Consider the following 13,049-nt stretch of genomic DNA (forward strand, 5'->3'; position numbering starts at 1 on the left):
CAAGGAAGGTGGCGTTGTGCCCGGAGTTCACGTCTGCTCGCTCAAGGTCGACACCCCCCAGCTGATCGCGCCGGGAACCACGTACAAGATCGTGCGGTTCCCCTTCGGCACGGCGGAGTCATCCGACGGATTCGAGATGCACCAGGCCGTCCAGCCGGACGGCTATGTCGTGAGCAACTGGGCGACAGACGACCGCAGCGGCCTGATCTGGCCGTCCAAAGCCGGCTGGGGCCATCTGCACGCGATGATCCAGTGGGAGGCCGCCGGCGGCACGGGCGGCTACACCGAACTGCGCGACCAGTACGTCCGTGACCCGCTGGGCCTGACGCCCAACCCCAACGACACCACGGCGACCGAGCACCGCACACCGACACCCGGAGGCCAGTACTACGTCAAGAACCACGGCATCTTCGTCGCCCCGGGCACCCCGATCGCCCTCCGCGTCACGCACAACGACGCCGCCTCCCGCCTCCTGACCCTCGCCGAGTTCAAGCTCGTCATCCACGATGCCGCCTAGCGTGCCCGGCACGCCGATTCCACCGGATGCCTGACCGCCTCGTGTGAGCGGCCCGGCAACGTGGGACCGATGCTCCATGCGCATCGTGCTCACCGGGCCGACCGGACACCCCGGCTCCGTCGTACGCCGCCCACGTGCCGAGGCCGGGCACGCCCTCGCCGGTCGCGCCCGGCGGCTGCCCGGCGGTCCCGGCGCGTGCGGCGAGACGATCTGTCAGGCGCCGGGCGCGGCGCGGCGGTGCCGGTGACCGCCGAGGCGGCCGGCACCGCCGACCCGACCCCGGCGCGCCACAGACAGCCGCCGCGTGTGCTCGCGCTGCTCGCCGCCGCCCACGGCGGCCCCGCCCTGGCGGTCACCGTCGTCACCGGCCTGCTGGCGCTCCGCGGCGGACTGCACCCTTTCCACGCCGTCGCCGTCACGGCGGCGGTGTTCACCGGCCAGCTCACGATCGGCTGGGGCAACGACCTGCTCGACCTCGCGCGCGACCGCGCCGTGGGCCGCACCGACAAGCCGCTGGCCACCGGCTCCCTCCCGGCCGGCTGGGTGGTACGCGCCCTGGTCGTGGCCGGCGTCGCCTCCCTCGTGCTGTCCGCGCTCCTCGGCTGGCGCGGCGCGCTGGTCAATGTCGTCCTCGCCACCGGCGCGGGCCACGCCTACAACCTCGGGCTCAAGGCGACCCCGTGGTCCTGGGCGCCGTACGCGTGCGGCTTCGGGACGCTGCCCTCGGTCGTCACCCTCGCCGGCCCGGCACCCCACTGGGCGCCCTGGTGGATGACCGGCGCCGGCGCCGCACTCGGCGTCGGAGCGCATCTGCTCAACGTGCTGCCCGACCTCGCCGACGACGAACGCACCGGTGTCCGCGGCCTGCCGCACCGGATCGGCGAACAGCGCTCACGCGTCCTTGCCGCAGTGCTGCTCACCGCCGCCTCGGCGCTCGCCGTGGCCGGTCCCGCCGGATCCCCTCCCGTGTGGGCCTGGACGACCCTGGCCCTGGTGGTCGTGCTCGCGGTGCTCACGCTGTTCGCCCGCGGGCGCGCTCCTTTCCGTGCCGCGGTGGCCATCGCCCTGCTCGACGTCGCGCTGCTGACGGCCGGCTGATGACGCGGCAGACGTCGCGACCGCCCCGGCGGCCCCACGCGACCGCGTCAGCCGGGTGCCCGTCGCCCCCCACCGCCCCATCCCAGGAGCCAGCATGACCATGCGCGTCCTCAGCGTCCGCGGCACCCTGCCCGAGCACTGCCACCGGCAGGAGGAGATCACCGAGTCCGTCACCACCACACTGGCCGGGAACACGATCGATCGCGGCGTCGTCGAACGGTTCCACCGCAATGTGGGCGTCGAGACCCGGCACACCGTGCTCCCGCTCGAGGAGTACGGCCGCATCGAGGACTTCGGCCAGTCGAACGACGTCTTCATCCGGGCCGGTGTCGAACTCGGCGGTCGCGCGGTCGTCGACGCGCTCAAGAGCGTCGACCTCACACCGGCCGACGTCGACTACATCGTCTCGTGCACGGTGACCGGTCTGGCCGTGCCCTCTCTCGAGGCCCGTGTCGCGGCGGAGATCGGCCTGCGCCCCGACGTGGTGCGCCTGCCCCTCGTCGGCCTCGGCTGCGTCGCCGGCGCGGCCGGCATCGCCCGTCTGCACGACCTGCTGCGCGGCCGCCCGGACGCGGTGGCGGTGCTGATGTCGGTGGAGTTGTGCTCCCTCACACTCCAGCGCGACGACACCTCGGTCGCCAACTTCGTGGCCAGCGGCTTGTTCGGAGACGGCGCCGCGGCCGTGGTCGCCGTCGGGTGCGAGCACCCGCTCGCACAGTCCGACGACCCCGCCGCTCCCGAGGTGCTCGCCTCGCGCAGCCGTCTCTACCCCGACTCGGAGCGCATGATGGGCTGGGAGATCGGCTCCGGCGGGTTCAGAGTCGTACTCGATTCCGCCGTCCCCGACCTGGTGCGCCGGCACGTCGGCGACGACGTCCGCGGCTTCCTCGCCGATCACGGCCTGACCTGCGGCGATCTCGGCTGGTACGTGGCGCACCCCGGCGGCCCCAAGGTCCTCGAGGCCTTGCAGGACGCCCTCGGCGTGGAGCGCGACGCGCTGAGCGTGACCTGGGACTCGCTGCGCCGGATCGGCAATCTCTCCTCCTCCTCGGTGCTGCACGTCATGGCGGACACACTCGCCGACCGGCCGCCCCCGCCCGGCTCCTACGGACTCATGCTCGCCATGGGCCCGGGCTTCTGCTCCGAACTCGTGCTCCTGCGCGCCCCGGGCGGTGAGCGGTGAGCAGCGAGACCCTGTTCACGATCCTGGTGCTGGCCGTGGGCCTGGAGCGCGTCGCCGAGCTGGCCGTCTCCCGCCGCAACGCCGCGTGGAGCCTCGAGCGGGGCGGCGTGGAGTCCGGCCGGGGGCACTACCCGTTCATGGTGGTGCTGCACACGGGGCTGCTCGTCGGCGCGCTGGTCGAGGTGTGGATCCGCAGGCCGGACGCCGTACCGGTGCTGGCCTGGGCCATGCTCGCCCTCGTCGCGCTCGCGCAGGGGCTGCGCTGGTGGTGCGTCACCACCCTGGGCCGGCAGTGGAACACCAGGGTGATCGTCGTGCCGGGCGCCGCCCGGGTGACCGGCGGACCCTACCGCTGGATCCCGCACCCGAACTATGCCGCCGTCGCCCTGGAAGGGCTCGCGCTGCCCCTCGTCCACTCGGCCTGGGCCACGGCGATCGTCTTCACCGCGCTGAACGGATCCCTGCTCGCCACCCGCATCCGCGCCGAGGACGCCGCCCTGGCACGGCTGGCCTGAGGAGGCACCCATGGATCTGCTCGTCGTCGGCGGCGGACCCGCGGGCCTGGCCACGGCCCTGCACGCGGCCCGGGCAGGGCTCGACGTCCGCGTCTGGGAGCAGCGCGGCGGCATCGTCGACAAGGCGTGCGGCGAGGGCCTGATGCCGGGCGCCGTCGCCGCCCTCGCGGCACTGGGCGTACACCCGCCCGGGCGCGACCTGCGAGGAATCCGCTACATCGCAGGGCCTCGCCGGGTCGACGCCGACTTCACATCCGGCCCGGGGCGCGGGGTCCGCCGTACGACGCTGCACGCGCTGCTGCGCGAGTCGGTGCTGGCGGCGGGCGTACGCGTCGACCAGCGCACCGCGCGCCACGTCGAGCAGGACCAGGACGGGGTGGTGGTCGACGGCACCCGCGCCCGCCACCTCGTGGCCGCCGACGGCCTGCACTCGCCGATCCGCCGCGCCCTGGGGCTGAACCGGCCGCGCCGGTCCCGTCCGCGGCACGGGCTGCGGCGCCACTACACGCTCGCCCCCTGGAGCGACCACGTCGAGGTGTACTGGTCCCGGGAAGCGGAGGCCTATGTGACCCCGGTGGCCGACGACCTCGTGGGCGTCGCGGTCCTCACCACCGCCCGCCGCCCCTACGACGATCAACTCGCCGCATTCCCCGAGCTACGGGAGCGGCTGGCCGGGGCCGGCCCCGCCGGACCGGTACGGGGCGCGGGCCCGTTCCGCCAGACCGCGAGCACCCGCACGGCGGGCCGGGTGCTGCTCGTGGGCGATGCCGCCGGCTACGTCGACGCGCTGACCGGCGAGGGCATCGCGCTGGCACTCGCGCAGGCGTCCGCCGCGGTCCGGGCCATCACCGAAGGTGACCTGCCGGCCTACGAGAGGGAGTGGCGCCGGCTCACCCGGCGCTACCGCTGGCTGACCCACGCGCTCCTCGGTGCGACCAGACCGCTCCCGGCCCGCGCGGCGCTGGTGCCCGTCGCGCAGAGCCTGCCGTGGCTCTTCTCCGCGGCCGTCGGCATGCTGGCGCGACCGGCGGGGGAGCGGCCCGGGTCGGACCGGGCGCCCGGATAGCGGCCGGCCCCCTGCGGACGCTCGACGTCCGGCAGGGGGCCGACAGGACCGCTCGTCGGGAGATCCGCGTCAGGCGATGGACGCCGACAGGATGGCCGACACGGCGAGATTGCAGGACGCCGTCACCCAGACCGCCGGGTGCGGCTCCGGCTCGACCAGCGCCGCGCCCAGGCGCCCCGGCGTGATCAGGTCCACCACCAGGAACGCCACCGCCATCATCACCAGACCCAGCAGCCCGAACGCGGCGGTCGAGACCAGCCCCTTGCCGAAGTCCTCGTAGGTCGTCCAGATGGACGTGAACACGATGCCACCGATACCGAGCAGCGCGGAGCTGAGCACCATGGCGGCGTTGCGGTTGCGCTGTTCCCAGATCTGCCGGCCCAGCTTTCCGGGCGTGAGCACGTCGACCAGGACGATGCCGAGGACCAGCAGAACCAGTCCCAGTCCGCCGTAAGCGGTGGCCCTGCCAAGTCCGTTGACGATGTCGCTCATGGGTGGGCGGCTCCGTAGCGTGAGAGATCGTGAATGATCGCGGTCAAGGAACAGCAAAATGTAACGCACCTGTTCGGCGCCCCGACCGGCCCCCCTGGCCCGGTCCACCGGCCCATGGCGCCGTCACGAAGCGGGCAGCGCCTGCTCGCACCAGATGGTCTTGCCCTTGGTCGTCTGCCGGGTGCCCCAGCCCTGGGTGAGCTGGGCGACGAGGAGCAGTCCGCGCCCGCCCTCGTCGAAGGCCCGGGCGCGCCGGAGGTGCGGCGCGGTGCTGCTGGTGTCGGACACCTCGCAGATCAGCGTGTGATCGCGGATGAGCCGGAGCCGGATCGGCGGTTGCCCGTAACGGATGGCGTTGGTGACCAGCTCGCTCACGACCAGCTCGATGACGAACGTCGCCTCCGTCAGCCCCCAGGCGTCGAGCTGCTCGACGACCAGCTTGCGGGCGCGCTCCACCTGGACCGGCTCCGCGGGGATCTGCCACGTCGCGACATGGTCCGCCGGCAGAGCGCGGGTGCGGGCCAGCAGCAGCGCCACGTCGTCCGCCGCCGGGCCGGTGAGCAGGGATCCGAGCACGGTGTCACAGGCTTCCTCCAGCGACTCCGCGGGCTGCGCCAGGGCGTGGCACAACTCGGCCAGCCCGACGTCGATGTCCCGGTGGCGCGCCTCGACGAGGCCGTCGGTGTACAGGGCGAGCACACTCCCGGCGTCCAGTTCCAGATCGGTGGCCTCGAAGGGGAGACCGCCGATCCCCAGCGGGGGTCCGACATGACCGGCGACGACATGCGCCGTGCCGTCCGGAGCCAGGACGGCGGGCATCGGGTGCCCGGCCGTGGCCAGCGTGCACCGCCGGGAGACCGGGTCGTACACCGCGTACAGACAGGTGGCTCCGAGGTCCGCGGAGGAACCCCCGAGGCCGTGCGCCTCGTCGGCGCCGTGTTCGCCGGGCGCAGGTTCGCCTTCGGAGAGGTGCAGGATGAGGTCGTCGAGGTGGGTGAGCAGCTCGTCGGGCGGCAGGTCGACATCGGCCAGCGTGCGCACGGCGGTACGCAGCCGCCCCATGGCCGCGGAGGCCTGGAGACCGTGTCCGACGACGTCCCCCACGACCAGGGCGACCCGGCTGCCCGACAGCGGGATCACGTCGTACCAGTCACCGCCGACCCCCGTCCGCGTCCAGGCGGGCAGGTAGCGGGAGGCCACCTCCACGGCCGTCTGCCGGGGCAGACGCTGCGGCAGCAGATGACGCTGCAAGGCCAGCGCGGTGGACCGCTCCCGGGTGAAGCGGCGCGCGTTGTCGACGGCGACCGCCGCCTTGGCGGCCAGCTCCTCGGCGAAGGCGACATCGTCGGGCCCGAAGGGATCGGGTCGGCTGCGCCAGAAGTCCACCGTGCCCACCGTCACCCCTCTGGCCTGCAGCGGTGCCCTGATCCTGGAGTGGATGCCGTACGCGAGGACGCGCGCCGCCGCCTCCGGCTGCTCCGACGCCCACTCCGTGCTGTCACGCAGGTCCGCGTCGAGCCTGGCCCGTCCGGAGAGCGGCCCTCGGGCCTCAGGCGGGGGCGAGGTCAGGTCCGGCGGGTCCGCCAGACCCAGCAGGGGGGCATCGTCCCGGACACCGTCCGCCGCCACCCGGCGCAGCCGGGTGGCGGCACCGGCGGTCGGCTCGTCGCCGCGCAGGACCGGTTCCAGCAGGTCGACGGTGGTGAAGTCGGCGAACCCCGGAACCGCGACCCGAGCCAACTCGCGTGCCGTCCGCTCCACGTCCAGCCCGGTGCCCACCGACACACTCGCCCCGTACAGCAGCTCCAGGCGCTCGTACAGGAACTCCAGACGTTCACGGGCCTCCTCGGTCCGGGCGCGGCTCTCCTGCAACGAGGCGGCCATCGTGTTGAAGGACGCCGCAAGCGCGGCGACCTCCGCCACCCTGCTGGAAGGCACCCGTACCTCCAGGTCGCCCTTCGCCAGCCGCCCGGCCGCCGAGGCCGCGCGCCGCAGCGGGCGCACGACGGCCCGGTGCTGGAACACGGTGAGCGTGACGATGAGCCCGGTCAGGCCGGCGAGTCCCGCACACGCCACGATCACGGCCCGCTGGGCGCTGGCGTCCGTGGCGTCCTGGCGCTGCTGGAGCTTGGCCCGCTCATCGGTGATGTACGTGGTGAACCGGGCCCGCAGCGCGTCCACCCGCCGCTTCCCCTCCGCCGTCACCGCCGGACTCGACGCCGCGGGATCGTCCCGCCGCACCGCCTCGACCAGCGGTAGCGAGTAGTCCGAGAGGAAGGAGTCGATGTCCCTGTTGATCAGTCCCGCGAGACGGCGCTGTTCCGGGGAGGTCGCCGAGGCCAGGAGTCGCCTGGCCTCGGCCGGATAGCTGTCCCGTGCCGCTTGCCAGTGCTGGAGGAAGGTCTCGTCCCGGGTGATGACGAAGCCGCGCTGCCCGGTTTCCAGGTCGAGCAGATGCTGTTCCAGAGTGCCGGCATCGGTGATGGCCTCGCGCGAGGCCCTCGCGTCGGCGGTGAAGCCGCGAGCGTCACCGATGACTTGCAGCAGGACGGCGAACGCGACACCGATCAGCACCGCCAGGAAGCCGCTCGCCAGGACCGAGCCGCCCGTCAGCCCCAGTCGCCTGCTCCCACCCCCGGGCCGTGTCCTCATGATCCGCCCACCTAGGGCCTGTCGTTCGGATCACGCCGCAGGCGCGGGGCCTGGCGCGCGCGTCTGCCGCGGTGTCGTCGGCTGCCGGTTCCGCCACGCTCGGCGTCGCTCGCGCGGGAGGGGCCTCCATCGCATCGCCGTCCTCCTCAGCCTTGCGGCCGCACGCACCAAGCAGTGTCCAGGCTAGTGGAGCCGGTCACCCACCGCACCCGGCTGCCGGGCCCGCGAGAGGCCTCCGAAAGGTGAACCGGGGCAGAAGAAGTCATAGGGACTGAGAAGTCACAGAGACTGAGAAGTCATGGGGGACTGACTCATCCGTCGCCGTGGCCAGGAGGACGCGATGCCCAGGAGACTCCTCCCGGAGGGCGGGCCCTCGCTGCGTGACCGGCTCGGCAGGGAGATCTTCGCCCGCGTGGCGGGTCCTGAGGGTCCGGGCAACCGGGCGCGCATCCATGGCACACCCGGCCCCCGCTGGTTCGGCCCCGACCGGCCCGTCAGGAGGGTGCACGGGGACGCCGCGATGTTCATCGGCGGCCTGTCGGCCCTGCTGCTCCAGTCGCTCCATCCCCTGGCCATGGCAGCCGTGGCCGGGCACTCGGGGTTCCGCGGGGACCCGTGGGGCCGGCTACAGCGGACCAGCACCTTCCTGGCCGTCACCACCTACGGGCCCGCCCGCAGCGCTCAGGAAGCCTGCGACCGCGTACGAGCCGTCCACGAGACGGTGCGCGGCACGACCGCCGACGGACAGTCCTACTCCGCCGCGGACCCGCATCTGCTGTGCTGGGTGCACATCGCCGAGGTCGACAGCTTCCTGCGCGCCCATCAGCGCTACGGTGCGCACCCCCTCGACGACGAGGGCTGCGACGCCTACGTCGCCGACATGGCACGCATCGCCGCCGCGCTCGGCGTCCCGGACCCCCCGGTGAACGCCGCCGAGCTCGCCGCGCGCCTGGTCGCCTACCGCGGTGAGCTGCGCGCCACCAAAGAGGCACGCGGCTCGGCCCGCTTCCTGCTGCTGAACCCGCCCGTCCCGCTCCTCGCCCGCCTCCCGTACGGCGTCATCGCCGCCAACGCCGTCTCCCTCCTGCCGCTCTGGGCCTCGCGCGCGCTGTGGCTGCCACGGCTCCCCGTCGTGGAGGGCCCGTGTGTCCGCCCGCTCGGCACGGCCGTGACGGCGGGCATCCGCTGGGCCATGACACCGCCTCGCGACGCGGCATAGCACTCCCCGGCAAGGCACCTCGACTCGCCGCTCCGAAGCTGGCACTGTGCATGCGTATGAATCGGGTCGAAACCGGGCAAAAAGCAAGCTCGGTGCGCTTGAGACTCATGCTGGCCAGCAGCACCATGCTCTTCGTCGAGCTGGCACTGATCAGATGGGCGGGCGCCAACGTCGTCCACCTCAGCTACTTCTCGAACTTCATCCTGCTGGGATCGTTCCTCGGCATCGGCATCGGGTTCCTGATCCCCGCCGCGCGCGGACACTGGCTCAAACGCTGGACACCGGTCCCGCTGGTGCTTCTCGTCGTCCTGGTCCGCGAATTCCCGGTGCAGGTGCGTCAGAGCAGCGGCCAGGTCATCTACTTCACCGCGGTGAAGACCACCGGCCTGCCCGAGTGGGTGACGCTGCCGGTCATCTTCCTGCTGACGGCGGTGATCATGGCAGGGATCGGCAAGATCACCGCCGACCTGTTCCGCCTGCTTCCCTCACTCGACGCCTACCGCTACGACCTGCTCGGCAGCCTCACCGGCTCGGTGTCCTTCGCCGTACTGTCCTGGCTCCGCGCCCCGTCGGTCGTATGGGGCGTCATCGCCGCCGTGGCCCTGCTGATCCTCGGCGGCCGGCGCGACACACTGCTCTGCGGCATCCCCCTGACGGCGATGGTCGCCGTGCTTTTCCTGGAGTCGACGACGACCGGCATCTCCTGGTCGCCCTACTACAAGATCCAGCTCGAACCCTCACCGACCACGACCCGGACCTACTACATCTCCGCCAACGGCGTTCCGCACCAGAGCACCGCGCCGCTCCGGGTGCTGATGCGTGAGAACTCGCCCTACCGGGAGGCGTACGAGCAGACGCCCCGCAACCCCCACAAACGCGTGCTGGTCATCGGGGCCGGCAACGGCAATGACGTCGCGGTCGCACTCGCGTACGGAGCGGAGCACGTGGACGCCGTCGAGATCGACCCCCGGCTCCAGCAGATCGGCGCCCAACTGCACCCCGCGAAGCCGTACGACGACCCCAGGGTGCATGTCCACATCGACGACGGCCGGGCCTTCCTCGAGCGGACGGACACCAAGTACGACCTCATCGTCATGGCACTGCCGGACTCGCTGACCCTGGTGGCCGGCGCGAGCAATCTGCGCCTGGAGAGCTATCTGTTCACGCGGGAGGCGTTCGAGGCCGCGCGCGACCATCTGACGCCGGACGGCGCGTTCGCCATGTACAACTACTACCGGAAGAGCTGGCTGGTCGACCGCTTCGCCGGCACGCTCGACGACGTCTACGGTCACGCCCCCTGTGTGACGACGTTCAAACGGAACGCGGCCGTGCTGGTGGCCGGAATGACCACCGCCGACCAGTCCTGCGAGCGGGCCTGGCGGCCCAGCGGCCCGGTCCCGCAGGCCGCGACCGACGACCACCCCTTCCCCTACCTGCTCCACCGCGGCATTCCCACGCTCTATCTGGGCGCGCTCGGCGCCATGCTGCTGGTGACGCTGCTGGCGGTTCGCCTGGCCGGGGTGCGTGTCCGGAGCACCTTGCGCTACACCGACATGTTCCTGCTGGGCGCGGCCTTCATGCTGCTGGAAACGAAGAACGTCATCGGCTTCGCGCTCTACTTCGGCACGACCTGGCTGGTCAACGCCCTGGTCTTCATCGGCGTGCTCCTGGCGGTCCTGGCCGCGGTCGAAGTCCGGCGCAAGCTACGGCACGTCAACCGGATCCTGCTGCAGCTTCTCCTCTTCTGCTCCCTCGCGGCAGCCTGGCTGGTCCCGGCGGAGGCCGTCCTGTCGCTGCCGTTCCCCGCCCGTCTCGCCTGTGCCATCACCCTGGCCTTCGCCCCCATCTTCTGCGCCAACCTCATCTTCTCGGACCGCCTGGCTCTGGCCCCGGACCCGACCTCGGCGTTCGGCGCGAACCTGCTGGGGGCGCTGACCGGGGGCGCGCTGGAGTACCTGGCCCTGGTGACGGGCTATCAGGCGCTGCTGCTGGTCGTCGCCGTGCTGTACCTGGGGGCCGCTGCCGCCATGCGCTTGGCCGGCACCGGGACGGCCGCTTCCAGAGCCTGAAGCCAGGTGCGGAAATCCCCCGCCACGACCAGTGGCTTTCCGCACCAGTGTTCGGAGGACAGCCGGATGGGCGACGCCGGTCCGGAACGAGAACCTGGGATCATGAAATCGCACGCTTTCCTGCGTGACCGGCTGGGGGACGCGTACGTGAGCGTGGGCTTCACCTTCGACCGGGGCTCGTTCAACTCGACCGGGCCGGACGGCAAGGTGCGGAGCTTCACCGTCGGTGCGGCCGGAGCCGGCCTCAACGAGCACACCCTCGACCGCGCAGCCCTCCGGGACTACGCCGTCGACCTGCGGACGGTACCGCGACCCGCCCGCGACTGGCTGCGGCAGGCCCGTCCGACCCGCAGCATCGGCACGGTCTACCCCGAGCGGGAGTACGACATAGCCCTGGCCCGCACCCACGACATCCTCATCCACCTGCACCGGGTGGAGGCGGCGCGACTGCGGGTTCCTCCTCTGGGGCCGTGAGGTGCGGGGTGCGGTTTCCAGGGAGCTGTGCCGAGGGTTGTTGGAGGCGGCGCATCGGGGTACCTGCGTCGGCATGGCAACGGAAACTGATCACGCCGAGTCCGTACGAGCCCTGCGGCAACTGCGCAGGATCCGCACCTTTTACGCTGGGGGTGCCGCCATGTGGGCAGCTGCGGCCGCATCGGTGGGATGGGACGATCCCGGAAGCCGGCCAATGTGGGTGTCGGTGGGTTTCCTGGTGGTCTTCACCGCTCTGCTGTCCATGACATCGCTGTGGCTGTGGCGTCAGCAGGCCGCCGGTTCCAGTGAGCCCGTGCACCATGCCGCTCCGCGAAAGACGGCCTGGCGCCGCCACGCCAGCGCCTGACAGCCGGAACCCGGCCCCTGTCGGCCCAGGACCCCGTCGAACGTGGGTACTGGATGGTGGACTGGGCCTTCGGCCTGCCCGCCGGTCTGGTGCGCCAGGGAGACCCGTTCGGCGAAATGGCCATAGTGATCGCCATGACCCAAACAGCGCATTCTGCCCCGGAGTTCGGCCTATGACGACAGGGCGACCAACTCGTAGGACCGAAGGCGGTCCTCGAGCCTGTAGACGGGGGTGACGAGCATGAGCTCCTCCGCGCCAGTGGCCTTGACGAGTTCACTGAGGCGCTGCCCCACCTCGCCGGGGGTGCCGTAGGCCTGGTGGGCACGGAAGCCGGCCAGGGCCTGCCGTTCCTCGTCGGTGAAGGGGTGCTCGGCTGCCTCCGCGGGTGTGGGGAAGGAGAGGTCGCCGCGGCCTTGGAGAAGCGCGGCCTTGACGACGTTCATGGGGCCGGCGAGCCAGTCCGCCTCTCGCTGCGTCCCAGCGCACACCGTTTCCACGCACAGCAGGACCCGCGGACCGGGGCACCAGCGTGAGGGCTGGAACTGGGTGCGGTACGTGTCGATCGCCGCTGTGGTGTTGTCGGGCCGAATGTGGTGCGCGAACGCGGCGGGCAGGCCGAGGGCGGCGGCGAGCGCGGCACCCGCCGGGCTGGAGACCAGCAGCCACGGTTCGGGCAGGGTGCCGAGCGCGACTTCATCGACCAGGTACTCCAGCGTGGCTGCCACGTCGGCCCGATACTCGTCGTCCGTGATCGGCCCCGCCCCGCGCCTGAGCGCCCGTGCGGTCGGCTCGTGCAGCGTGCCCGGACCGCGACCGATGCCGAGGTCGATGCGATCCGGGTGCAGTGCGGCGAGTGTGCCGAACTGTTCGGCCAGCATGATCGGGGCGTGGTTGGGGGCGAGGACGCCCCCGGAGCCCAGCCGGAGCGACGACGTCGACGCGGCGGCGTGGGCGATCAGCACGACGGGCGGGAACGCACCGATCGCGGGCGAGTGATGATGCTCGGCGTACCAGAGCCGCCGATAGCCCAGCGCTTCGACCTTCTGGGCGAACTCGGTCGTGTCCCGCAACGTGTCAACGGGGTTGGCGTCGGTCTGGACCATCGCGACTTCGAGCACGGAGAGCGGCACAGCCATCATGTGATCATTATGCTCCAACGGCTGTGACTGTCAGGGAACTTGTACCGACGAAGCCTCCGGGCAGGGACGGGCGCGAGTACGCCGGGTTGCTGGCAGAACGATGCCATGCCAAATCCTCCGGAGAGTTGAAGTGGCAACGATTCTGGGCCGGTTCTCACGCGGATCAATTGGTCACGCTGGCGGCAACGGTGCCAATTGACAAGATATCCCACCCGCGTAGGCTGCAAGTAAGGCAACCCTGTGCTTCGCCTTCATCGC

General features: G+C 71.8%; 13 protein-coding genes. 10 read left to right on the top strand and 3 right to left on the bottom strand.

Annotated elements, in window-relative coordinates; all coding sequences use genetic code 11:
• Nucleotides 1-16 precede the first annotated feature (16 nt).
• The 6 genes from ACIBK5_RS34480 to ACIBK5_RS34505 all read left to right on the top strand — a co-directional run bounded on the left by ACIBK5_RS34480 (nucleotide 17) and on the right by ACIBK5_RS34505 (nucleotide 4,379).
• Nucleotides 17-517 carry a hypothetical protein gene (locus tag ACIBK5_RS34480; protein WP_399025852.1) on the top strand — a complete coding sequence of 167 codons (501 nt, stop codon included), beginning with the start codon at nucleotides 17-19 and terminating at the stop codon, nucleotides 515-517.
• A gap of 76 nt (nucleotides 518-593) precedes the next feature.
• On the top strand, nucleotides 594-764 hold the full coding sequence (locus ACIBK5_RS34485) for a hypothetical protein (protein WP_399025854.1): 171 nt from the start codon (nucleotides 594-596) through the stop codon (nucleotides 762-764).
• Nucleotides 761-1,615: a UbiA family prenyltransferase gene (locus ACIBK5_RS34490; RefSeq protein ID WP_399025856.1), complete on the top strand. Its 855-nt coding sequence runs from the start codon at nucleotides 761-763 to the stop codon at nucleotides 1,613-1,615. The genes ACIBK5_RS34485 and ACIBK5_RS34490 overlap by 4 nt, the downstream gene beginning before the upstream one ends.
• A gap of 94 nt (nucleotides 1,616-1,709) precedes the next feature.
• Nucleotides 1,710-2,798: a type III polyketide synthase gene (locus tag ACIBK5_RS34495; RefSeq protein ID WP_399025858.1), complete on the top strand. Its 1,089-nt coding sequence runs from the start codon at nucleotides 1,710-1,712 to the stop codon at nucleotides 2,796-2,798.
• Complete coding sequence (locus tag ACIBK5_RS34500; protein ID WP_399025860.1) at nucleotides 2,795-3,313, top strand: isoprenylcysteine carboxyl methyltransferase family protein; 519 nt, start codon at nucleotides 2,795-2,797, stop codon at nucleotides 3,311-3,313. The genes ACIBK5_RS34495 and ACIBK5_RS34500 overlap by 4 nt, the downstream gene beginning before the upstream one ends.
• A 10-nt stretch (nucleotides 3,314-3,323) precedes the next feature.
• Nucleotides 3,324-4,379: an NAD(P)/FAD-dependent oxidoreductase gene (locus tag ACIBK5_RS34505; protein WP_399025862.1), complete on the top strand. Its 1,056-nt coding sequence runs from the start codon at nucleotides 3,324-3,326 to the stop codon at nucleotides 4,377-4,379.
• Nucleotides 4,380-4,448: 69 nt separating this feature from the next.
• On the opposite strand, the gene ACIBK5_RS34510 is transcribed toward ACIBK5_RS34505, so the two are convergent.
• The gene (locus ACIBK5_RS34510; RefSeq protein WP_184598941.1) at nucleotides 4,449-4,871 is read right to left on the bottom strand and encodes a DUF350 domain-containing protein; all 423 of its coding nucleotides are present in this window, start codon (nucleotides 4,869-4,871) and stop codon (nucleotides 4,449-4,451) included.
• Nucleotides 4,872-4,994: 123 nt separating this feature from the next.
• The gene (locus tag ACIBK5_RS34515) at nucleotides 4,995-7,523 is read right to left on the bottom strand and encodes a SpoIIE family protein phosphatase (protein WP_399025864.1); all 2,529 of its coding nucleotides are present in this window, start codon (nucleotides 7,521-7,523) and stop codon (nucleotides 4,995-4,997) included.
• Between the two features lie 340 nt (nucleotides 7,524-7,863).
• On the opposite strand from ACIBK5_RS34515, the gene ACIBK5_RS34520 reads away from it, so the two are divergent.
• From ACIBK5_RS34520 to ACIBK5_RS34535, 4 genes are all read left to right on the top strand, one after another.
• Entirely contained in the window at nucleotides 7,864-8,742 is an 879-nt protein-coding gene (locus ACIBK5_RS34520) for an oxygenase MpaB family protein (protein ID WP_399025866.1), read from the top strand.
• A 107-nt stretch (nucleotides 8,743-8,849) separates the two neighbouring features.
• A complete protein-coding gene (locus ACIBK5_RS34525) occupies nucleotides 8,850-10,811 on the top strand; it encodes a spermidine synthase (protein ID WP_399025868.1) in 1,962 nt (653 codons plus the stop codon).
• Nucleotides 10,812-10,913: 102 nt separating this feature from the next.
• Entirely contained in the window at nucleotides 10,914-11,285 is a 372-nt protein-coding gene (locus ACIBK5_RS34530) for an erythromycin esterase family protein (RefSeq protein ID WP_399025870.1), read from the top strand.
• A gap of 226 nt (nucleotides 11,286-11,511) precedes the next feature.
• Nucleotides 11,512-11,652 (top strand): hypothetical protein, encoded by a 141-nt coding sequence (locus ACIBK5_RS34535; RefSeq protein WP_399025872.1) that lies wholly within the window; start codon nucleotides 11,512-11,514, stop codon nucleotides 11,650-11,652.
• A 170-nt stretch (nucleotides 11,653-11,822) separates the two neighbouring features.
• On the opposite strand, the gene ACIBK5_RS34540 is transcribed toward ACIBK5_RS34535, so the two are convergent.
• On the bottom strand, nucleotides 11,823-12,791 hold the full coding sequence (locus ACIBK5_RS34540; protein WP_399025874.1) for an LLM class flavin-dependent oxidoreductase: 969 nt from the start codon (nucleotides 12,789-12,791) through the stop codon (nucleotides 11,823-11,825).
• Nucleotides 12,792-13,049: the final 258 nt, after the last annotated feature.

The sequence above is a fragment of the Streptomyces sp. NPDC050546 genome, assembly GCF_044457425.1.
In the GTDB taxonomy this organism is placed as follows: domain Bacteria; phylum Actinomycetota; class Actinomycetes; order Streptomycetales; family Streptomycetaceae; genus Streptomyces.